General features: G+C 71.1%; 19 protein-coding genes, 1 tRNA gene and 1 pseudogene. 12 read left to right on the plus strand and 9 right to left on the minus strand.

The features are described from left to right. A partial coding sequence (locus tag VNM44_RS14790) for an aspartate aminotransferase family protein (RefSeq protein ID WP_325626661.1) occupies window positions 1-1,020 on the minus strand: 1,020 nt, incomplete at its 3' end. A gap of 312 nt (window positions 1,021-1,332) precedes the next feature. Here VNM44_RS14790 and VNM44_RS14795 point away from each other — a divergent pair. The 10 genes and pseudogenes from VNM44_RS14795 to VNM44_RS14835 all read left to right on the plus strand — a co-directional run bounded on the left by VNM44_RS14795 (window position 1,333) and on the right by VNM44_RS14835 (window position 11,924). Next, window positions 1,333-1,683, plus strand: coding sequence for a response regulator transcription factor (locus VNM44_RS14795; protein WP_325626662.1), 351 nt, complete (start codon window positions 1,333-1,335; stop codon window positions 1,681-1,683). Continuing rightward, window positions 1,680-4,166, plus strand: a complete 2,487-nt coding sequence (locus VNM44_RS14800; RefSeq protein ID WP_325626663.1) for a PAS domain S-box protein — start codon at window positions 1,680-1,682, stop codon at window positions 4,164-4,166. Before VNM44_RS14795 ends, VNM44_RS14800 begins: the two co-directional genes overlap by 4 nt. 256 nt (window positions 4,167-4,422) lie before the next feature. After that, window positions 4,423-4,875: pseudogene (locus VNM44_RS17145) on the plus strand (adenylate/guanylate cyclase domain-containing protein); the annotation flags it as partial. Window positions 4,876-4,962: 87 nt separating this feature from the next. After that, the gene (locus VNM44_RS17150) at window positions 4,963-5,628 is read left to right on the plus strand and encodes a response regulator transcription factor (RefSeq protein ID WP_349258051.1); all 666 of its coding nucleotides are present in this window, start codon (window positions 4,963-4,965) and stop codon (window positions 5,626-5,628) included. 132 nt (window positions 5,629-5,760) lie between these two features. Continuing rightward, window positions 5,761-6,513 carry a phosphatase PAP2 family protein gene (locus VNM44_RS14810; protein WP_325626665.1) on the plus strand — a complete coding sequence of 251 codons (753 nt, stop codon included), beginning with the start codon at window positions 5,761-5,763 and terminating at the stop codon, window positions 6,511-6,513. A gap of 146 nt (window positions 6,514-6,659) precedes the next feature. Beyond that, window positions 6,660-8,879 (plus strand): MMPL family transporter, encoded by a 2,220-nt coding sequence (locus VNM44_RS14815; protein WP_325626666.1) that lies wholly within the window; start codon window positions 6,660-6,662, stop codon window positions 8,877-8,879. Between the two features lie 120 nt (window positions 8,880-8,999). Beyond that, window positions 9,000-9,073: transfer RNA gene (locus VNM44_RS14820), tRNA-Thr, on the plus strand. A gap of 28 nt (window positions 9,074-9,101) precedes the next feature. After that, window positions 9,102-10,610: a Ppx/GppA phosphatase family protein gene (locus VNM44_RS14825; protein ID WP_325626667.1), complete on the plus strand. Its 1,509-nt coding sequence runs from the start codon at window positions 9,102-9,104 to the stop codon at window positions 10,608-10,610. A 109-nt stretch (window positions 10,611-10,719) separates the two neighbouring features. Next, the gene (locus tag VNM44_RS14830; RefSeq protein WP_325626668.1) at window positions 10,720-11,352 is read left to right on the plus strand and encodes a nitroreductase family protein; all 633 of its coding nucleotides are present in this window, start codon (window positions 10,720-10,722) and stop codon (window positions 11,350-11,352) included. After that, window positions 11,349-11,924 carry an NAD(P)-dependent oxidoreductase gene (locus VNM44_RS14835; protein ID WP_325626669.1) on the plus strand — a complete coding sequence of 192 codons (576 nt, stop codon included), beginning with the start codon at window positions 11,349-11,351 and terminating at the stop codon, window positions 11,922-11,924. Before VNM44_RS14830 ends, VNM44_RS14835 begins: the two co-directional genes overlap by 4 nt. Window positions 11,925-11,937: 13 nt before the next feature. Here VNM44_RS14835 and VNM44_RS14840 read toward each other — a convergent pair whose 3' ends face one another. Continuing rightward, window positions 11,938-12,732, minus strand: a complete 795-nt coding sequence (locus VNM44_RS14840) for a class I SAM-dependent methyltransferase (RefSeq protein WP_325626670.1) — start codon at window positions 12,730-12,732, stop codon at window positions 11,938-11,940. A 56-nt stretch (window positions 12,733-12,788) separates the two neighbouring features. Between VNM44_RS14840 and VNM44_RS14845 the strand changes: the two genes are divergently transcribed. Continuing rightward, window positions 12,789-13,343, plus strand: a complete 555-nt coding sequence (locus tag VNM44_RS14845; RefSeq protein ID WP_325626671.1) for a hypothetical protein — start codon at window positions 12,789-12,791, stop codon at window positions 13,341-13,343. On the opposite strand, the gene VNM44_RS14850 is transcribed toward VNM44_RS14845, so the two are convergent. From VNM44_RS14850 to VNM44_RS14880, 7 genes are all read right to left on the minus strand, one after another. Next, a complete protein-coding gene (locus VNM44_RS14850) occupies window positions 13,335-14,729 on the minus strand; it encodes a pyridoxal phosphate-dependent decarboxylase family protein (RefSeq protein ID WP_325626672.1) in 1,395 nt (464 codons plus the stop codon). The two genes, VNM44_RS14845 and VNM44_RS14850, sit on opposite strands and share 9 nt — an antisense overlap. A 45-nt stretch (window positions 14,730-14,774) precedes the next feature. Next, the gene (gene sigH / locus VNM44_RS14855) at window positions 14,775-15,440 is read right to left on the minus strand and encodes an RNA polymerase sporulation sigma factor SigH (protein ID WP_325626673.1); all 666 of its coding nucleotides are present in this window, start codon (window positions 15,438-15,440) and stop codon (window positions 14,775-14,777) included. A gap of 210 nt (window positions 15,441-15,650) precedes the next feature. Further along, a complete protein-coding gene (locus VNM44_RS14860; RefSeq protein ID WP_325626674.1) occupies window positions 15,651-16,085 on the minus strand; it encodes an NYN domain-containing protein in 435 nt (144 codons plus the stop codon). Between the two features lie 3 nt (window positions 16,086-16,088). Next, the gene (rlmB, locus tag VNM44_RS14865) at window positions 16,089-16,811 is read right to left on the minus strand and encodes a 23S rRNA (guanosine(2251)-2'-O)-methyltransferase RlmB (RefSeq protein ID WP_325626675.1); all 723 of its coding nucleotides are present in this window, start codon (window positions 16,809-16,811) and stop codon (window positions 16,089-16,091) included. Then, a complete protein-coding gene (cysS, locus tag VNM44_RS14870) occupies window positions 16,808-18,082 on the minus strand; it encodes a cysteine--tRNA ligase (RefSeq protein ID WP_325626676.1) in 1,275 nt (424 codons plus the stop codon). The genes rlmB and cysS overlap by 4 nt, the downstream gene beginning before the upstream one ends. A 30-nt stretch (window positions 18,083-18,112) precedes the next feature. Beyond that, window positions 18,113-19,174 carry a glutamate--tRNA ligase gene (locus VNM44_RS14875; protein WP_325626677.1) on the minus strand — a complete coding sequence of 354 codons (1,062 nt, stop codon included), beginning with the start codon at window positions 19,172-19,174 and terminating at the stop codon, window positions 18,113-18,115. Continuing rightward, window positions 19,171-19,776: a glutathione S-transferase family protein gene (locus VNM44_RS14880; protein WP_325626678.1), complete on the minus strand. Its 606-nt coding sequence runs from the start codon at window positions 19,774-19,776 to the stop codon at window positions 19,171-19,173. Before VNM44_RS14880 ends, VNM44_RS14875 begins: the two co-directional genes overlap by 4 nt. A 64-nt stretch (window positions 19,777-19,840) precedes the next feature. On the opposite strand from VNM44_RS14880, the gene VNM44_RS14885 reads away from it, so the two are divergent. Beyond that, on the plus strand, window positions 19,841-20,473 hold the full coding sequence (locus VNM44_RS14885) for an MBL fold metallo-hydrolase (protein WP_325626679.1): 633 nt from the start codon (window positions 19,841-19,843) through the stop codon (window positions 20,471-20,473). Window positions 20,474-20,600 lie beyond the last annotated feature (127 nt).

Below are 20,600 nucleotides of genomic sequence, written 5' to 3' on the forward strand. Positions count from 1 at the left end.
GAGCCGAGCCCGGACCCGCTCGCCGACGCGTGTCGCCTGGTCGAGGAGCTCGGGCTCGCGCACCGCCTCGAGCACGGCGACCGCCGCCGCGCACGACAGCGGGTTGCCGCCGAACGTCCCGCCGAGCCCGCCGGCCGGAACGGCGTCCATGAGCTCCGCGCGTCCGGTCACGGCGGCGAGCGGCAGGCCGCCGCCGATCGACTTCCCGGAGACGAGCAGGTCGGGCTCGATGCCGTAGTGCTCGATCGCCCACACCTTGCCGGTGCGACCGGCACCCGACTGCACCTCGTCGTCGACGTAGAGGATCCCGTGCTCGGCGCAGACCTCGAGGAGCCGTGCGGGGTAGTCGTCGGGCATCGGCACGAATCCGCCCTCGCCCTGCACCGGCTCGAGCAGAACGCATGCGACCGTCTGGGGGTCGACCTCCGACTTGAAGAGCTTCTTCAGGCCGGCGATGGCGTCGTCGCTCGTGACGCCGCGGTACGGATAGGGGGCCGGCGCACGGTAGACCTCGGGCGCAAACGGCCCGAACCCGGCCTTGTAGGGGTGCACCTTGCTCGTCATCGACATCGTCAGGAGCGTGCGCCCGTGGAAGGCGTTGTCGAACACGACCACGGCAGGGCGGCCGGTCGCGGCGCGGGAGATCTTCACCGCGTTCTCGTTCGCCTCCGCTCCCGAGTTGACGAGGATCGACTTCTGCTCGGCCCCCGCGCACGGCGACAGCTCGGCGAGCAGGCGGCACGTCTCGACGTACGGCTCGTAGACGCCGACCATGAAGCACTGGTGGAGGTAGAGGTCGACCTGCCGGTGGATCGCGTCCACGACAGGGGCGAACCTGTGACCCGTGTTCTGGCAGCCGATCCCGCCCGCAAAGTCCACGAACACTCGGCCGTCGACGTCCGTCACGCGGGCCCCGTCGGCGCTTGCCACGACGAGCCTGGGTGTCGCCACACCGCCCGAGACGAACCGCGCCCGATCGGCGAGCACCTGGTCGTGTGAGAGCTGTTCCGTCGTCTGCATGCGCGCGAGTATGCACGATCGGAACGCGGGCGTCAGCACGCAATCGCGCGGCCGAAAGCCCGTTTTGCCACGCAATGCGCAGCGGGTTCGGGCCCCCGAATCTGCTGCTCTCACCGGACCGTGTGCAGTTGCGACCGCGACGGCCTGACGCCGAAGCGGCAGCTTTCATGGATGTGCCCCGCCCAGAGGCGGGGATCCAGCGCGGGATTCAGCTCGGCGGAATCCCGCTTGCCACAAGGGAATGCCGGGTGCGGTTTGCCACACCACTCGGCCGAAAGACGTCTGACACGATACGGTCGGATGGAGAACGGCGTGAGAATCCTGATCGTCGACGACCACCCGAGCTTTCGCCGGTGCGCCCGGGCACTCCTCGAGGCCGACGGGTTCGCGGTGATCGGCGAGGCCGAGGACGGTGAGGGCGCCCTCTCGGCGATCGGCTCGCTCCGCCCGGACGTTGTTCTCCTCGACGTCCAACTCCCGGACATGGACGGGTTCGCGGTGCTCGAGCAGCTCGGAACGGACGGCACGACCGAGCCCCAGGTCGTCCTCGTCTCGAGCCGCGAGGCCTCCGACTACGACGGCCTGATCCGCGCCAGCGGCGCGCGCGGCTTCATCTCGAAGGCCGAGCTGACCGGCGCCGCCGTTCGCGTCCTGCTGCGGTGACCCGGCGCCGGCTGGCCGCCGCGATCGCCCTCGGCGCGCTGCTGTACGGCGGCGCTCTCTACCTCGTCGTGACCGCCGACCTGGGGGAGCCTCGCGCACTGATCGCGATGGTGACGGTCGCGGGACTGATCTTCACGGTGACGGGCGTGATCGCGGCGATTCGCGCCCCCGACAACCGGACCGGCGCGCAGATGCTCGCAGTCGGGCTCCTGTGGTCGCTCGGTGCGCTCCAGCTCGCCAGCAACTCGCTGCTCTTCACGCTCGGCTACGTCCTCGGCGGAGTCGCGTTCGTCGCGTTCGCGCATCTGATCCTCTCGTACCCGGGCGGGCGCCTGCGGCCGGGCGACGAATGGATCGTCTGGGCGGTGCTCGCGCTCGTCACGCTCGGGCCGCTCCTCGTGAGCTTCGTCGACCCGACGCCGGTCCGGGGGTGCTCGGACTGCCCCGAGAGCGCGTTCCTCGTCTCCGACCGCCCCGCGCTCGCCCAGACGGCGAACATCGCGCTCGCGCTCGGAGCCGCCGCCCTCTCGGCGTTCGTGTTCCTGCGACTCGTGAGGCGCTACCAGGAGGCGACGCCGCCGCTCCGGCGCGTCATCGGCCCCGTCTACCTGTTCACGCTCGTCGCCCTCGTGGGGCTCGTCCTGAGCAGCCTCGTCGGCACGATCGACGCCGAGGCGGGCTACGCGATCGAGTTCGCGGCGCTCGCCTCGCTCGCGCTGATGCCGGTTGCGTTCCTCGTCGGCATCCTTCGCACGCGGCTCGCGCGCGCCGGTATCGCCGACCTCGCGATCGCGCTCGGGGACGGCGTGCCGCTGCGCGATGCGCTGGCGACCGCGCTCGGCGATCCCTCGCTCGATCTCGCCTACTGGTCGCCGCAACGCCAGGCCTGGGTCGACGAGGAGGGCCAGACGCTCGCCGAGCCGATCGCCCGCGGCGCACGTGCCGCGACGTTCGTCGAGCAGGGCGGCAAGCGCGTCGCGGCGCTCCTCCACGACCGCAGCCTCGCCGACCAGCGAGCGCTCGTCGACGCCGTCGCCGCGACCGCCTCGCTCGCGTTCGAGAAGGAGCGCCTCCAGGCGGAGCTCCGGGCGCAGTATCGCTTCCTCGAGACGATCATCAACACGGCCCCGAGCCTGCTCTCGGTCGTCGACACGGAGGGCCGCATCAGGAACTTCAACCGAGCCGTCGAGGTTGCCAGCGGCCTCGACGACCGGGCCAACATCGAAGGGCGCTATTTCTGGGAGATCTTCATCGACCCGGACGAGCGTGAGGCGATGATCCAGCGCTTCCGCGACGCGTCTCCCGGCTTTCCCCCGTCGGAGTACGAGAACGTGTTCCGCAACGCACGGGGGCACGAGCGGGTGATCGCCTGGCAGACGGCCCCCCTCGTCGACCAGAACGGCGACGTCGTGCGGGTCATCGCCGGGGGGATCGACATCACCGACCGCAAGCGCCGCGAGGTCGAGCTCCAGCGGCAGTGGGACTTCGCGAGCACGGTGGCGAACACGATCCCGAGCTTCATCGTCGTGACCGACCACGACGCGGTGGTGGTGGCGGAGGGCGCCAACCGCGCGTTCGTCGAGACGTTCGGGCGCTCGGTCGAGGAGCTCGAGGGTGCATCGTTTCTCGGGCTCGTCGCCCCGGAGGACGAGTTCCAGGCCCGCATGGCGATCGCCGGCGCGGCGAACGGCGTGCCGCAACTCGAGCGCGAGAGCCGCTGGCTGACGTGCGACGGCGACGAGCTCACGGTGGCATGGACGGCGACGCCGATCGTCGACCAGTCGGGCGCCCCGCGAGTCCTGATCTCCGGCGCCGACATCACCGAGCGCAAGCGCCAGGAGGCCGAGATCAAGGCGTCACGGAGCCGCATCGTGGCCGCGACGGACGCCGCGAGACGACGCCTCGAGCGCAATCTGCACGACGGCGCACAGCAACGACTCGCCGCCCTCTCGCTCTCCCTGCGCCTCGCGGAGGCGAAGCTGGAGACCGACGTCGACCAGGCCGCCGAGATACTCGTCTCCGCGCGCACCGAGCTCGCCGAGGCGCTCGACGAGCTGCGGGAGCTCGCGCGCGGCCTGCACCCGAACGTCCTCACCGACCGCGGCCTCGGCCCGGCGCTCGAGGCGCTCGCCGCGCGCTCGCCGATCCCGGTCGAGGTCCACGTCCCGGGCGACCGGTTCCTGCCGGCGATCGAGGCCGCTGCGTACTACGTCGCGGCCGAAGCGCTCGCCAACGTCGCGAAGTACGCGCACGCGACGTTCGCCGAGGTCCGCGTGGTCGAAGACTCGGAGGAAGGTCAGATCCTCGTCGAGGTCACGGACGACGGCGTCGGCGGCGCCGATCCCGCGCGCGGCTCGGGGCTCGAGGGCCTCGAGGACCGCATCGAGGCGCTCGACGGCACGTTCGGGGTCGAAAGCCCGCCGGGCGGCGGCACGCGCATCCGCGCGACGATCCCGGCCGCGCCCCGCGTGCTCCCCCTCTGACCGGTGGAGAGTGCGGCCGACCGCACCCGAGAACACCGGTGGGCCGCAGGGTCGAGGCGAGGCGCCGGGTCCATCCTTGGCGCATGACCACATACGCACGTCGATGACGTTTCCCCGCGTCGAGAGCCGGGGACAGGCGGCCGGCCTCCCATGACCGGCGCCGGTGAGGCCACTCACCGTTCGTGCCGTCGCCACCGCCCCCCGGCTCCGTGCACCTCTCACCCGCGTAGCGCCTCCCACTCGTAGACTCACCCCGATGAGCGCGCTGCCGACGGGCACCGTCACGTTCCTCTTCGCCGACGTCGAAGGCTCGACGAAGCTGGTCCAGACGGCCGGCTCCGCCTACTCCGGCCTGATCGCGGACGTGCGGCGCCTCCTCCGGGAGACGATTGCCACACACGGCGGCACCGAGGTGGACGCGACCGGCGACGAGCTCTCGGCCGTCTTCGAGGAGGTCGAGCCCGCACTGGCGTCGGCGCTCCAAGGCCAGGCCCGCATTCGCGACCACGAGTGGCCCGACGACCTGTCGGTGAAGGTCCGGATGGGCCTTCATACCGGTGTGCCCCAGCTCGGCGAGGAGGGGTACACAGGCCTCGACGTGATCCGTGCGTCGCGCATCTCGGCTGCGGGTCACGGCGGGCAGATCCTGCTCTCGTCGACCGCGGCACCATTCGCCACGGGAGCCGAGACACGCGACCTCGGCACGCACCGCCTCCAGGGTCTTCCCGACCCCGAGCGCATCCACCAGGTGATCGCCGAGGGGTTGCCGCGCGACTTCCCACCGCTCCGCGGCACCGTGTCGCAGCTCGGAGACGCGCGTCGCGTCGTCCTCGCGGACGACTCCGTCCTGCTCCGCGAGGGCGTCGCCCGGCTCCTCGAGGAGGCCGGCTTCGAAGTCGTGGCGCAGTCCGGGACCGCCGACGACCTGCTCCGCCACGTGGCCATGCACAAGCCGGACGTCGCCATCGTCGACATCCGGATGCCGCCGACCCACACCGACGAAGGCCTGCGTGCGGCGCGCGAGATCCGGGAGCGGCACGAGGGCGTCGGCGTTCTGCTGCTCTCGCAGTACGTCGAGCCGAGCTACGCGATGGCGCTCCTCGAGACGAGCGCGGAGGGCGTCGGCTATCTGCTCAAGGACCGGGTCGCGGACCTCGAGCAGTTCGCCACGGCCGTGCGACGCGTGGCGGACGGCGGTTCGGCGCTCGACCCCGCGGTCGTCAGCGAGCTCGTGGGCCGCAAGCGCCGCGACGACCCGATCGAGCAGCTCACCGCCCGGGAGCGCGAGGTGCTCGAGCTGATGGCGGAGGGCCGCTCGAACCAGGCGATCGCGGAGCGGCTGTTCGTCACGCTCCGCGCGGTCGAGAAGCACGTGACGAGCATCTTCACGAAGCTCGGCCTGCCCGCGTCGACGGACGACCACCGCCGGGTGCTCGCCGTGCTCGCCTTCCTGCGCGCGTAGCGCGCCTCACGCCCCTCTCCATGCGGGCCCGGAGCGGGCACAGAGCTCGTCGCAGAGGCGTGCGGTTTGCCGAACCCCACGTGGCGGGAATGCCGAATCACTCCGCGAGCACGGGACGAGCACACTCTCGTCATGGTTCGCAGTTGGCTCTCACAGTCCCATTCCGGCGCCCGCGAGATCGCCGGCCTCGCCGTCCTCTACGGCGTTTACGAGGTCGTGCGCGGTGCAGGCGGCGAGAACGTCCAGGCTGCGATGAGCCACACCGCCGACATCATCGACGTCGAGCGGACGCTCGGTGTCTACGTCGAGCGGAGCGTCCAGCAGGCGTTCGAGGCGATCCCGTACGCCCCGGCGTTCCTCGGGCTCCTCTACATGCTCCTCCACTTCGCCGGCACGGCGGTCGCGCTCACGTGGATCCACCGCAAGCATCCCGACCGGTTCCCGCTCGTCCGGACGACGTTCGTCGCGGCGACGGCACTCGCGCTCGTGGGGTACGTCCTCTTCCCCGCAGCCCCGCCGCGACTCGCCGGCGAGGGGTTCTCCGACACGGTGACGACCTCGACCGGGCTCAACCTGAGCTCCGACGTGCTCGGCGCGCTCTACAACCCCTTCGCCGCCGTCCCGAGCCTCCACTTCGGCTACGCGCTCATCGTGGGCGTCGCGATCGCGGCCATCGCGCGGAATCGCGTGGTTCGCGTCCTGGGAGCGCTCTACCCGGCGCTGATGCTCCTCATCATCGTCGCGACCGGCAACCACTTCTTCCTCGACGCCGCGCTCGGCGGCGTCGCCGTCCTCCTCGGCTGGCTCCTCGCCCGGGCCGTCGTCGCGCCGCCCGCGAGGCGGCCCGCGGCTCCTCGCGTGGCGACGAGCGCCGGCCGCGCCTAACCCTCCCGCTCCCGCACCGTTCCGGTGTGGCCAGCCGCACCGCCCCCCAGCGGCCGGCCACACCCGAGAACACCAGTGCACCCCACAGACATCGAGCCCGCCGAGTGCGAGCGTGCGTGCATCAACCCCTGCACAGGAGATTCCCGATGTCACCTCTGAAGCGCAGCAGAAACATCTCGGCCCGGATGGGCCGCTGGAGCGCGCGCCACCGGAAGACGGCGATCTTCGGCTGGCTCGCGTTCGTCGTCGCCGCCGTCGTGATCGGCGGCATGATCGGCACGAAGAAGCTCGGCGACACCGACACGCTGCCCGGCGAGTCCGGCCGCGCGGCGCGCATCCTCGACGAGGGCTTCAAGCAGCCCGCAGGCGAGACGGTGCTCGTCCAGAGCCGAACGCTCACGGCCGACGACCCCGCGTTCCGCGCGGCGGTCGCCGACGTCGTCCGCCGGCTCTCCGCGGTCCCCGTGGTGACCAACGTCCAGAGCCCGTTCGCGGCCGGGAATCCCGGCCAGGTCTCGGCCGACGGTCACTCCGCGATCGTGAACCTCGACATCCGCGGCGACGCGGACACCGCCGTCGACAGGATCGACCCGGTGCTCGAGGCCGTCGGCGCGACGGCCGCCGCGCACCCGTCCCTCCGGATCGAGGAGTTCGGCGTCAGCGCCGAGAAGCAGGTCGACGACAAGTTCAACAAGGACCTCGAGCGGGCCGGCCTCCTCTCGCTGCCGGTCACGATCGTGATCCTGGTCATCGCGTTCGGCGCACTGGTGGCGGCGGGGATCCCGCTGCTGCTGGCGCTGTCGGCGGTGATGGCGACGATGGGCCTGCTCGCGATCCCGAGCCACGTGTGGCCGGTGGACGAGAACATCAGCGCGATCGTGCTGCTGATCGGGCTGGCCGTCGGCGTCGACTACACGATGTTCTACTTGAAGCGCGAGCGCGAGGAGCGCGCGGCGGGCAAGTCCGAGAGCGCGGCTCTCGAGGCAGCGGCCGCCACCTCCGGACGCTCGGTGCTGATCTCCGGGCTCACCGTCATGACCGCGATGGCCGGCATGTTCCTCACCGGCGACAAGACGTTCGGCTCCTTCGCGATGGCGACGATCCTCGTCGTGGCGATCGCCGTGCTCGGGTCGCTGACCGTCCTACCCGCCCTCCTCTCCTGGCTCGGCGACCGCGTCAACAAGGCACGCGTCCCGTTCGTCCATCGGCTGCAGCGGCCGGAAGGCGGCAGGGCGTGGGGCTGGATCCTCGACCGCGTCCTCGCACACCCGCTGATCTCGGCCGTCGCCGCAACCGCGGTGCTCATCGCCCTGGCGCTGCCGGCGCTCGGGATGAAGACGGTCGTGCCGGGCGCCGAGGCGCTCCCGCAGGACCTCCCCGCCGTGCAGACGTACAACCGGCTCCAGAAGGCGTTCCCGGGTGGACAGGACCCGGCGACGGTCGTCGTCAAGGCATCCTCGGTGAACACGCCTGAGGTTCGCTCGGCGATCGACGAGCTGCAGAAGCAGGCGCTGGCGGGCGGACGCTTCCACCAGCCCGTCACCGTCGACGTCAACAAGGCGGGGACGGTCGCGCAGATCGACCTGCCCATCGACGGCACCGGCACCGACGCGAAGTCGAACGCCGCCCTGGCGTCGCTCCGCGACGACATCGTCCCCGCCACGGTCGGCGCCGTCGACGGTGCCGAGGTGGGCGTCACCGGCACCACCGCGATCTCGAAGGACTTCGACAGCGCGATGCATCGCACCGCGCCGCTCGTGTTCGCCTTCGTGCTCGCGTTCGCGTTCGGTCTCCTGCTCGTCTCGTTCCGGTCGATCGTCCTCGCGGTGAAGGCGATCGTCCTCAACCTGCTGTCCGTCGCCGCCGCGTACGGCGTCCTCGTGCTCGTCTTCCAGCACAGCTGGGCGAAGGGCATCCTGGGCTTCGACTACTCCGGCGGCGTGATGGCCTTCATGCCCGTGTTCCTCTTCGTGATCCTCTTCGGCCTCTCGATGGACTACCACGTGTTCATCCTGAGCCGGATCCGCGAGGCATACGACCGCGGCATGAAGACGGAGGACGCCGTCGCGCACGGGATCAAGACGACCGCCGGCGTGGTGACGAGCGCGGCGATCGTGATGGTCTTCGTGTTCGGGATCTTCGCGACGCTCTCGATCGTGATGCTGAAGCAGTTCGGCGTCGGCCTCGCCACCGCCGTGCTGATCGACGCGACGATCGTGCGGGCCGTCCTGCTCCCCGCGGCGATGATGCTGCTCGGGGACTGGAACTGGTACCTCCCGCGCTGGCTCGAGTGGCTGCCGAAGCTCGAGCACGAGCGGTCGCCCGAGGTCGCGGCCGAGCCGGAGCCCGCGAGGCTCGCGGCCTGAGGCCACGAGAGCTGGGGGCCGGAGCCGCAGTCCGGCCCCCAGTCCACCCCGTCAGCTCTCGGCGACGCGGCCAAGGCCGCGTCGCCGACGTGCGGGGCGCCGACTACGATCCGCCTGGACGCCGGAGTAGCTCAGCTGGTCAGAGCACCGCTCTTGTAAAGCGGGGGCCAAGGGTTCGAATCCCTTCTCCGGCTTCGGATCTCGGGAGAGGAGGCCGCCGCGATGAGCGCGCCGCAAGCGATCGTCCCGCGGTGGGAGTGGAGAACCTTCGGCCGCTGGCTCGAGCTCCCGCCCGGGTCGCAAACACTCGCTCCCGGCCCGGTGCGCGAGAGCGACGAGGTGTACGTCCTTTCACCGGGAGGCGCCTCGGTCAAGTACCGGGACGACGCGGTGGACGTGAAAGAGCTCGTCCAGGTGAACGCGGCAGGGCTCGAGCAGTGGCGACCCACGCTGAAAGCCAGCCTGCCGCTCTCCGCCGAGGACGCCGGGCGCCTCGTCGACGCACTCGGCGTGGCGCCCCCGCTCGACCGCCGGTCGTACGGGCCGGACGAGCTTGGGGAACTGCTCCGGGCGGCCGAGGGCATCGACGCCGTACGCGTGCACAAGAAACGTCGGCACTTCGAGGGCGAGGGCTGCCTCGTCGAGCTCACCACCGTCCGCGTGGGAGATGCGGTGGCCGACACCATCGCGGTCGAGTCGGAGGATCAGGCGCGCGTTGCCACCCTGGTCGAGCGGCTCGGGTTCGCGCTGCAGCCGAACGTGAGCATGCCGCGCGGCCTCGCGCAGCTTGCCGGGCTGGGGGGGCCGCGCGACGCCGTGATCGACGTCGGCACGAACTCGGTCAAGTTCCACGTCGCCGAGCGGCTGCCGGACGGTACGTGGCGGGCCATCGTCGACCGCTCCGAGGTCACGCGCCTGGGTGAAGGGCTGGACGAGTCCGGCGCCCTCCGGCCGGAGCCGATGCGCCGAACGCTGGAGGCGATCGCAGGCATGGCCGACGAGGCGCGCCGCCGCGGAGCGGAGTCGATCACGGCGGTCGGGACCGCCGGGATGCGGAAGGCCGCGAACGCCGCCGAGCTGGTCGAGCTCGTCCGCGACCGGACGGGAGTCGAGATCGAGGTGATCTCGGGGGAGGAGGAGAGTCGGCTCGCGTACCTCGCCGTCAAGACCGGAGTCGGGCTCGCGGACGGGACGATCGTGGTCTTCGACACCGGGGGCGGCAGCTCCCAGTTCACGTTCGGGCGCGGGGAGCACGTCGACGAGCGGTTCAGCCTCGACGTCGGCGCCGTCCGGTTCGCAGAGCGGTTCCGCCTCGACGGGCCGGTGACGGAGGACGTGCTCGCGGACGCGGGCCGCGCGATTTGCGCGGATCTGGCGCGCCTCGACGGACGACCGCGCCCGGACGTCCTCGTCGCGCTCGGCGGCGTCGTCACCAACCTGGCCGCGGTGCGGCACGCCCTCGCGACCTACGACCCCGACGTCGTGCAGGGGACGACCCTCGAGCGCGACGAGGTCGACCGGCAGATCGAGCTCTACCGCACGCGGACCGCAGACGAGCGAAGGCAGGTTGTCGGCCTGCAACCCGGACGGGCCGAGGTGATCCTCGCCGGTGCCCTCATCGTCCGGACGACCATGCAGAAGCTCGGCTGCGCGTCCCTCGTCGTGAGCGACCGGGGGCTTCGGCACGGCGTCTTGCTCGAGCGGTTCGGCGAGGCGCCGGCCACGGCCTAGGGCCTAGGGCCTCGATGCGGGTTGGAGGTGCGTGCGGGGAGGGCATGCACGGCGCGCAGCCCCCATCCGTGCGTGCCTGCAACCCGCATCGGGCCTCTACGATTCGCGGGTGGAGCTCGAGGACATCCTCGCTCGTCGCAGGATGGTGCGGAGCTACCGCTCCGACCCCGTCCCGCGCGACACCGTCGAGCGGATCGTCGCCACTGTCCGCCGGGCGCCGAGCGGTGGGTTCAGCCAGGGCCACCGGCTCGTCGTCGTCACCGAGGCGGCCACGCGACGGGAGCTGGCCCGACTCGCCGGCGAGGACGAGTACGTCGCCGCCGGCGGCCAGGCGTGGATCTCGACCGCGCCGGTCCACGTCTTCGTCGGCACGCGCGAGGAGAGCTACCACGAGCGCTACCGGCAGCCGGACAAGCTCCGCGACGGCGAGGAGATCGGGTGGCCGGCCCCCTACTGGTACGTCGACGCCGGCGCCGCGTTCATGCTGCTCCAGCTCGCGGCGATCGACGAGGGCCTCGCCGCCGGGGTCTACGGCGTGCTGCCGGAGCAGGTGCCGGACGTGAAGGCGCTCCTCGGGGTTCCGGACGACGTCCACTTCGTCTGCGTGGTGACGATCGGCCGCGCCGCCTCGGACCCGCAGGAGACGCGTCTCGTCTCGCGTCTCGGCCAGCGCAGGCTCGCACTGGAAGAGCTCGTTCGCTGGGAGCGCTGGGACGAGCCGGTGAAGACTGCCGACGCGTGAGGGTCTTCCTCGCCGGCGCGAGCGGCGTCATCGGGGTGCGGCTCGTGCCGCTCCTCGTCCGGGCGGGCCACGATGTCGCGGGAATGACGCGCACGCCCGCCAAGGCCGACACGCTACGAGGCCTCGGCGCCGACCCCGTGGTGTGCGACGTCTACGACGCAGACGGGCTGCTCCATGAAGTGGTCTCGTTCGCCCCGGAGCTCGTCCTCCACGAGCTGACCGACCTGCCGGACGACGAGGCGAGCATTGCGGGGTCGTCCGCGAACGCACGGATCCGGCGGGAGGGCACGCGCAACCTGCTCGCAGCCGCCCAGTCGGCGGGCGCAGCGCGGTTCGTCGCCCAGAGCATCGCCTGGGATCCTCACGGCGAGGGGGCGGTCGCGAAGGCCGACCTCGAGAGGATGACGCTGGAGGCAGGCGGCGTCGTCCTGCGCTACGGCCGCTTCTACGGCCCCGGGACGTACCACGACGGGCCGCCTGCGCCTCCGCGAATCCAGATCGACGAGGGGGCCCGCCGGACGGTCGAGCTCCTCGACGCCCCGTCGGGCATCTATCCCGTCGTCGAGGACTGAGCCGCGGAGCCCGTCACGCGGTCGCGACGAGGAAGTGCCACGCGTTTTCGAGCCGGTAGCCGCCGTCCGGCGTCCGGTACGGGGCGAGGACGTCGACCAACGCGCGCCGCACCTCGGGCTCTCGATCGCCGGCGGACTCGCCGACGCCGCCGGCAGCGAGGAGGCCGCGGGTCAGTGCGTCCTCGTCTTCGTAGACGTATGCCCAGGAGACGTCGAACGCCTCCGCCGGCGTCAGCCCGGCTGCGGTTGCCAGCCGCTCCAACCGGCCGGGCTCGGCGAGGTCCGGCGGCGGTGGAGCGTTCGGGTCGGCCCCCGGGAAGAACGGCCGCACGATCGGCTTGATCGCATCGAGCGCGCAGGTCCCGTGCCGTCCCCACACCTGGATCGCGACCTTGCCTCCGGGTCTTGCCACACGTCCGGCCTCGCGGAGGGCGGCGACGATGTCGTCCGCGAAGAAAAACGAGTTGAAACCCGCGACGACGTCGAACGAACCGTCCGCGTAGGGCAGCGCCTGCAGGTCGCCGACGCTGACCTCGACCTCGGGGGCGCGAGCTCGGGCGAGCTCGACCAGCCGCTCGGAGGAGTCGATGCCCGTCACGGCCGCGCCGCGATCGGCGGCGGCCCTGAGGAACACACCGGAACCGCACCCGACCTCGAGCACACGGTCTTCGGCCCCGATCCCGAGGCGGTCGATCGCCGCCTCGTACGTCGGTCGCTGCTGCTCCTCGGTCGATGCCCACTCGTCGGCACGCGTCCCCCACAATCGCCCCCAGAGCTCCGCTTTGGTCTCGACCGCATCGGCTGCCATCGTCTGCCTCCCGCGCTAAACTATGTTTCATAGTTCATAACCTATGAAACGTAGTTATGTCAAGCGATGACCTGAGCCTCTTCTCGTACGAGATCCTGGGCCTCGTCGGGCGCACTGGTGCGGGCGCCCACGATCTCCTCCGCCTCGCGCGTCGCGGCCGCATGCTCGACTGGGCCGGCGAGAGCCAGTACTACGCGGAGCCGAAGCGGCTCGCCCGGCTCGGCTACCTCGAGGCGCAAAAGGAGCCGGGCAAGACGCGAGAGCGAACCGTCTACCGGCTGACGGAGAAGGGCATCGACGCCCTGCGCGCCTACGCGCAGACGCCCGCGACGTTCACGCCCCTGAAGAGCGATCCACTCCTGAGGCTCCTGATCGCCGACCTCGTCGGCGAGGACGCGACGATAGAGAGCCTCCAGGCGCTTAGGCAGGACCTCTCCGATCTTCGGGCACGGCTCGACGAGAGTGTGTCGTCGGCGGTGGCTCTGCCGCATCGGAGCAGGTACCTCCTGATCGTGATCGACTTCCTCCGCGGCTACCTCGAGCTGCACGAGCAGCTGATCGACCGGGTCGAGCGTGAGCTCGCGCCTTCCCGCGGTGGAGCCTCAGGCTGACGCGGCGGTCAGCTGTGCGCGGAGGCGGCCGATCGTCTCCACGACGAGGTCCGCGTCCGTCTCGGTCGTCGACCAGTTCGACACGGCGACACGGAGGAGCCGCTCACCACGCCACGTCGTCGCCCCCAGCCAACAGGTGCCGTCATCCTGGATCGCGCGCTCGAGCCGGTCCGTGAGCTCGGCGTCGCCGACCCGCACGAGCACCTGATTGAGGACGACCTCGTTCACGACCTCGACGCCGTCGAGCTCGTCGAGGCCGGCGGCGAGGCGCCGAGCGACCGCGCAACAGCCGTCGACGAGCTCGGTGACCCCGGACCGTCCCAGCGAGCGCAGTGCGGCCCACGTGGCGAACCCGCGCGCACGACGGGAGGACTCCGGGACGAAGTCCCCGCCGCCGAGCTCCCGGCCGGCGACCTGTCCGGTGAGGTAGTCCGCCGTGTAGGCGAGCGCCGTTGCGTGGACGTCGGGGTGCGCGCAGAACGCGTAGCCGCTGTCGTAGGGGACGTTGAGCCACTTGTGCCCGTCGCAGGCCCACGAGTCCGCCAGCTCGACGCCGTCGACCAGGGAGGCCGTCCTCGGGCTTGCCGCGGCCCAGAGCCCGAAGGCCCCGTCGACGTGCAGCCACGCGCCGGCGGCACGGGCGGCGGCGCCTGCCGCGGCGAGGTCGTCACAGGCTCCGGTGTTCACGTTCCCGGTCTGCGCACAGACGATCGTCGGCCCCGGCTCGAGCGCTCCGAGAAGCTCCACGAGCGCGCCCGCGTCCATCGCACCGTCGGAGAGCGCCGGGACGACCTCGAGGGAGCGCTCGCCGAGCCCGAGCAGGCGCACCGCTCGATCGATCGTCGCATGGCGCTCCGCGCCGACGACGACGCGCACCCCCGGCGCGCCGGCGAGCCCGTCCCGGCCGACATCCCAGCCGTGGCGGTGAAGCACGGACCAGCGCGCCGCGGCGAGACCGACCGTGTTCGCGCCCTGCGCGCCCGTGACGAAACCGACCGATGCCGTCGAGGGAAGCCCGAGGATGTCCTTGAGCCATGCGCCGGCGACGTCCTCGACCGCGATCGCCGCGGGGGACAGCGCCTCGTTGAATGCGCACTGGTCCCATCCGGTGGCCAGCACATCGGCGACGAGCGCGGCGTCGAGCGAGCCTCCGGTGACGAACCCGAAGTACCGCGGCCCCGCCGAGGCCATGAGGCCCGGCGACGCTGCCTCGACCAGCTCGGCGATCACGTCGTCGAGTGGTGCCGGGCCGTCGCGCAGCTCACCGAGCGCCAGACGGACCTCGCGCCGGTGCGCGATCGGCGTCACCTTCGCCATGGGAAGGTGTTCCCGGTACTCCGCGATGCGCCCGGCGGCATCGGCGAGCGCGCCTCGCAGGTCGACCATCGCCCGATCCTATGTCGCCGCGGGCCCCGGGGAGCCGGGCCGAGCTCAGGCGAAGACCGCGCGCGTCTCCTGGTGCGCGAGGATCTTCCTCTTCACGCGCTGGAGCGCGTTGTCGATCGTCTTGCAGTCGCAGGCGAGCTCGTCAGCCATCGACTCGTACGAGTGACCGTCGAGGTACAGGCGAAGCGCCTCCGACTCGAGACCCGACAGGCTCGTCCCGAGACACCCCACGAGCGCCTGGAGCTCCTCCGTCGACACGACGCGCACGGACGGGTCGTCGATCGACGGTCCCGGGAGAGCGTCGCCCAACGTGCACTCGCCGTCCGACTCCTGGCCCGCCGGCGTGTGGCTGAAGGAGATGTACGTGTTGAGCGGAGCGTGCTTGTACCGGGTCGCCGACTTGATCGCGGTGATGATCTGGCGGGTCACGCACAGCTCGGCGAACGAGCGGAACGAGGTCTCCTTGTCGGAGCGGAAATCGCGGATCGCCTTGAAGAGCCCGATCATGCCCTCCTGGATCAGATCTTCGGCGTCGCCGCCTGCGAGGAAGTACGAGCTTGCCTTGAGCCGGACGAAACCGTGGTAGCGGCGCATCAGCTCGTCCCGTGCGCCCTCGCTGCCGTTCCGCGCTCGCAGGACGAGCTGCAGATCCTCGAGCTCACGCTGCAGCTTCTGCGGCGTCTTGGGTGCTGCGGCGGTCCGGACGGCCATCTCTCGTCTCCCCTCTCGTTGGTGTTCCGAGCCTCGACTCGAGCGAGTCTCACCCTCAAGTCGAGGGGGAAGCTAGCACGATCGCGTAGGCGATACAACCCCTTTGCGCAAGTTCCATTGTAATAAGAACATGTGTTCGTAAGCGGATCGAAGCCCTCTACTCCTGCCGCCGCGCAGGCACGGGGTGGACAGCGCGGTCGTCCTGGGCGGCTAAGGCTGCCCGCGGCGGAGCCGTTCGAGCCGCGCGCGTGTCTCGGCGTCGACCCGCTGGTCGAGGCGACTGGCGGTGTCCTCCCGGTGCGAGACGGACGAGAGCTCGGCGAGAAACTCCATGGAGCCGCGCTTCATCACCTCTTGACCGCTCGTTCCCTGCACGGCTGCGTCCGAAGTCACGAGCAGGACGCGCTCCCGGTTGCGTCGCTCGGCGGCCAGCCGCTCGAGGACGCTGTCGGCATGCGGCGCGAACCGCACCTCGAGCGACCCGAGCAGGCGCGGCTCGCCCACACCGTCGAAGACGACCACGCCTCGTGCACCCCGGACGGCGACGAAGCTCGCCAGCTCGTCCACGAGCTCGTCGCGATGTGCGAAACGGCCGGCGTGGAACAAATTCGAGCCGTCGAACAGGTAGAGGGCTACATCGGGCATATCTCAACCTCCAGTAGAGGATGATAGTACCCGCTGTCGTCGAGCCTCGAACAGCACCAGGGCGGCAGCAACGCTGACGTTGAGCGACTCGACGCCCGCCGCGAGCGGGATCGAGATCGTGCCGTCGCACGTTCTGCGCACGAGCGGTCGCACGCCCCCTCCCTCCGCGCCGAAGACCAGCGCGGTGCCGTCGGTGAGATCCAGGTCCCACACGCTCGTCTCCCCGTCGACTGCCGCGGCGTAGGCCCACAGCCGGTCTCCCTTCACCTCACCGAGATAGCGGGCAAGGTTCGGGACGACGGCGACGGCCAGGTGCTCCACCGCCCCGGCCGAGGCACGCGAGACGGCCGGAGTGATGGCCACGGCGCCGTGCGCCGGCAGCACGACGCCCGTTGCGCCGGCGCCGGCCGCGCTTCGGATCACCGCGCCGAGGTTCCGAGGGTCGGTCACCTGGTCGAGGCAGCAGAGAAGGGGCCGATCGACGCGCGCGAGCTCCCAGGCGTCTGCATAGGGATAAGGCTCACACCATGCGACGACACCTTGATGGTCGGGCGATCCCGCGGCCTCCGTGAGCTCGCGTTCCCGCTTCGTGCGCGGTCGTGGCCCTTCCTCCAGCCAGTCGAACGTCGCTGCGGCCCGCTCGCCGGCCCAGACCTCCAGCACGGCACGTCGTCCTCGGAGCGCCTCGCGGACGGCGTTGCGCCCGTACACGAGGTCACGGGTCACGCGCGGGGAACGAGCTCGTAGCCGTCGTCCGCGTCACGCACGTCCCAGCCGAGCGCCGCGATCTCCGCGCGCAGCCGGTCGGCCTCGGCGAAGTCGCGCGCGGCGCGAGCCGCCGAACGGGCGTCTGCGAGCGCCCTCACCTCGGGAGGGGCGTCGCGACGTTCGCCGAGGCTGCCGAGACCGAAGAGGTCGAGGCCGCGGCGGAGCTCGGCGAGGGCACCGGCTCGCGCCCAGTCGTGCATGATCGCGAGCGCCGCGGGCGTGTTGAAGTCGTCCTCGAGCGCGTCGACGAAGGCGCCCCAGTCGCCCTCAGCGCTCGCTTCTCCCCGGAGCGCGTTGCGCAGCGTCTCCGCCTGCGCGCGCGCTGCTGCCATGGACTCCTCCGAGAAGTCGATCGGCTTGCGCCAATGGGCCGTGAGGAAGAAGACGAGTGCGGTCTCGCGGCCCCACGTGTCGAGCACCTCGCGGATCGTCTCCACGTTCCCGAGCGACTTGGACATCTTCTCCCCGGTGAAGCGGAGCATTCCGTTGTGCATCCAGATCCTGGCGAATGGATGCCCGACGGAGAGCGACTGCGCCCGCTCGTTCTCGTGGTGCGGGAACACGAGGTCGAGCCCACCCCCGTGGATCCAGAACTCCGGCCCGAGCTCCTTCGCCGCCATCGCCGAGCATTCGATGTGCCACCCGGGGCGACCGAGGCCCCACCGCGAGTCCCAGGACGTGTCCTCGTCCTCCTTCGTCGCCTTCCAGAGGGCAAAGTCGCGAGGATCCTCCTTTGCGGGGTTGGGCTCCTGCTCCTCGACCTGGTCGGGCCGTTGCCCGGACAGGGCGCCGTAGCTCTCGAACCTCGCCACGCGGAAGTAGACGTCGCCGTCCGCCGTATACGCGTGCCCGCTCGCTATGAGTTCCTCGATCAGCGCGATGATCTCCGGCATCGTCTCGGTCGCGAGAGGCTGTGCGTCCGGCATCCCGAGGCCGAAGTCGGCGGTGTCCTCGAGGTACCAGCGGGTCGCCTCGAGCGCCCGCTCCGCGCTGCGGCCGGGGGCAGCCTCGTAGATCCTGTCGTTCACGTCCGTGATGTTGTGCACGAGGCGCACCTCGTGGCCGCGCGCACGGAGCCACCGCGCGAGCCACATGAAGACCACGAACGGCCTCGCATTGCCGATGTGCGCCCGTTGGTACACGGTCGGCCCGCAGACGTAGATCCCGATCGGCTCGGGCGGCGGCGGGAGCTCGACGAGCGAGCTGCTCAGCGTGTCCTGCAGACGCATGGCGCGATCGTAGTCAGCAGGGGCGTGGCTCTAGCCTCGCCCCTCAGCTCTCGTCACGCGCTTCAGCGCCTCGTTCGCCGGAAGGACGGCAAGAACGGTCCAGAGCTCCGGCCCGCGCGATTCCCCGGTCAGGGCGAGCCGGAGCAACCGTAGATCGCCTCCGACCGCCTTCAGCTCCCGAACGATCTCCCGCGCGCCGGCTTCGTCGAGGCGCTCCGGCCCCCTCTCCCGCAGCTCGGCGAACCGCTCGAGCGTCGGTACCGCCTCGGCGGGAAGCTCGACGGAATCTGGCGCCTCGATCTGGCGGGCGATCTCCCGCGCCTCGACGAGCGTCCGTGCGCCGCGGAGGGCCCGCGCCGTCTCGAGGGGGGCTCCCGCGGCGGCCGCCAGGTCCTCGTCGGACATGGCGGCGATCGCCTCGATGGCCAATCGGCCGATGCGTGCCCGGTCGAGATGGACGTCGTGTTCCGGCAGCCCCAGCTCGTCGAGGTAGGCGCGGAGCGCGGCGGCCGGGACCCCGTCCTCGCGGAAGTCGGCCACCGACGCGTGCCCGTGGCGCTTCGAGAGCTTCTTCCCGTCCTCGCCGAGGAGCAGCCCGTGGTGGATCACAGCAGGGAGCTCGCTTCCGAGCGCACGGGCGATCCGACGCTGCGGCCCCTCGTTCGGGCGATGGTCGAAGCCGCGTATGACATGCGTGATCCGGAGGTCGAGGTCGTCGGCGACGGTCGCGAGCTGGTACGTGGCGCTCCCGTCCGTCCGCAGGAGCGTCACCCCGTCGAGCCGCAGAGACCCGTCGGCGTCGCGCGTCGCTCCGCCCTCGCGCTCCGCCCGCTCGGCGGCGCGGCTGTAGACCGACGCACGTTCGCTCTGCCTGACCGGGCCCTCGTCCCAGGCGATGCCAAGCCACCCCAGGTCGTCGACGATCGCGGCCTCGCCCCCCGGCACGGTCCGAGCCGGGTCGGTGTCGTCGATCCGCAGAACGAGGACGCCGCCGTGCTCGTCGGCGAAGCGCCGGTTGGCGGCGGCGGTGAGAGCGTTGCCGACGTGCAGCGATCCCGTAGGGCTCGGCGCGAACCGGACGCGGACGCTCACGCCTCGATCGGCACGTGACCCGGCTCCGACGCGACGCGGTCGAGCCATTCGCCGATCGCCGCGTAGCCGCCGAGCTCGAACCCGCCCTCGTGTGCGACGTGTGTGTATGCGTAGAGCGCGATGTCGGCCAGCGTCAATGTGCCGCCGACGACATACGGATCGTCCGACCGCCCGAGGTGTGCTTCGAGGGCGTCCAACGCGCGGTATCCGTCCACGGTCTTCCGCTCGATCACCTTCGCGTAGCGGTCCGCCTCTCCCGAGTAGGCGACGAGGAACCGGACGACGGCGATCGCCGGCTCGTGCGTGTACTGCTCGAAGAACATCCACTGGAGCACCTTCGCGCGCGCGAACCGGTCGCCGGGGACGAAGCGCGTGCCTTCGCCGAAGTACCAGAGGATCGCCCCAGACTCGGCGAGGGGCCGGCCGTCGTCGAGGACGAGCGTCGGGACCCGGAGATCCGGATTGAGGCCGTCGAGCACCTCACCACGACTCGAGCGGTCGACGACGTCGAGGTCGCGTCGCTCGTACGGGATGCCGAGGTGCGCGAGCAGCAGCCGCACCTTGTAGCAGTTGCCCGAGATGGGAGAGTTGAAGAGCAGCACGGCGCGACGTTACCGGCGGGCGCGCTTCGCTGCGGCTCACGCACGGGACGCGTAGCATCGCGTCATGCGCGAGCTGCGGCCCGGTGTCTGGCACTGGCGGTCGCCGCATCCCGACTGGGACGAGGAGCAATGGTGGCCCGCGCTCGTGTCCTCCTACGCGATCGAGCTCGGCGACGATGTCATCTTGTTCGACCCGCTCTCCGTCCCCGCCGAGCTACGCGAGCGCGCGACCGCCGTCGTCCTGAGCGCCCCGTACCACGAGCGCGACGCCCGTCGGCTCGGACTCCCGGTGTACACGCCGCCCGCGGACACCTGGCAGGACTGGGTCGAGAAGTTCGGGATCGATCCCGACCGCGTGCGCGGCATGGAGAGTGAGGATCTCGCGTGGCTGCGCGCGGGTGAAGGCGAAGGACACTTCCACGGTCCCGGACCGTGGCCGTTCGGCATCACCGCGTACGCGGGTCGCGAGGACAACGATCTCGTCCTCTGGCTACCGTCGATCAACGCGATCGTCGCCGGCGATTCGCTCGCCGACTTCGGCGATGGACTGGACATCCAGCTCGGCGGTCGCAAGCACGTGACGCGCGACGATGTCGTGCGACGGCTCCGTCCGCTGCTCGACCTGCCGATCGAGCTCGTGCTGCCGGCGCACGGCGAGCCGACGGATCGCGCGGCGCTCGAGCGCGTACTTTCCTGAGCGGACCGGCAAGACCAGAGGCTCGGGAGACGTCGCGCCTTCCTGCCCCGGTGTGCGGGGGGTCCCTTGAGCCACGCCGTGGCCCCTCTCCCAACAGCGAGGAGGAGACGTCGCGGGCTACATCATC

The sequence above is a fragment of the Gaiella sp. genome (assembly GCF_035558935.1).
Classification (GTDB): domain Bacteria; phylum Actinomycetota; class Thermoleophilia; order Gaiellales; family Gaiellaceae; genus Gaiella.

Bases quoted from the DNA above. Each gene is read 5' to 3' on its own strand.
- VNM44_RS14810 (WP_325626665.1), top strand. From the start codon at position 5,761: ATGGTTCGCAGTTGGCTCTCACAGTCCCATTCCGGCGCCCGCGAGATC.
- VNM44_RS14815 (WP_325626666.1), top strand. From the start codon at position 6,660: ATGTCACCTCTGAAGCGCAGCAGAAACATCTCGGCCCGGATGGGCCGC.
- VNM44_RS14825 (WP_325626667.1), top strand. From the start codon at position 9,102: ATGAGCGCGCCGCAAGCGATCGTCCCGCGGTGGGAGTGGAGAACCTTC.
- VNM44_RS14840 (WP_325626670.1), bottom strand. From the start codon at position 12,732: ATGGCAGCCGATGCGGTCGAGACCAAAGCGGAGCTCTGGGGGCGATTG.
- VNM44_RS14845 (WP_325626671.1), top strand. From the start codon at position 12,789: ATGTCAAGCGATGACCTGAGCCTCTTCTCGTACGAGATCCTGGGCCTC.
- VNM44_RS14850 (WP_325626672.1), bottom strand. From the start codon at position 14,729: ATGGTCGACCTGCGAGGCGCGCTCGCCGATGCCGCCGGGCGCATCGCG.
- sigH (WP_325626673.1), bottom strand. From the start codon at position 15,440: ATGGCCGTCCGGACCGCCGCAGCACCCAAGACGCCGCAGAAGCTGCAG.
- VNM44_RS14860 (WP_325626674.1), bottom strand. From the start codon at position 16,085: ATGCCCGATGTAGCCCTCTACCTGTTCGACGGCTCGAATTTGTTCCAC.
- cysS (WP_325626676.1), bottom strand. From the start codon at position 18,082: ATGCGTCTGCAGGACACGCTGAGCAGCTCGCTCGTCGAGCTCCCGCCG.
- VNM44_RS14885 (WP_325626679.1), top strand. From the start codon at position 19,841: ATGCGCGAGCTGCGGCCCGGTGTCTGGCACTGGCGGTCGCCGCATCCC.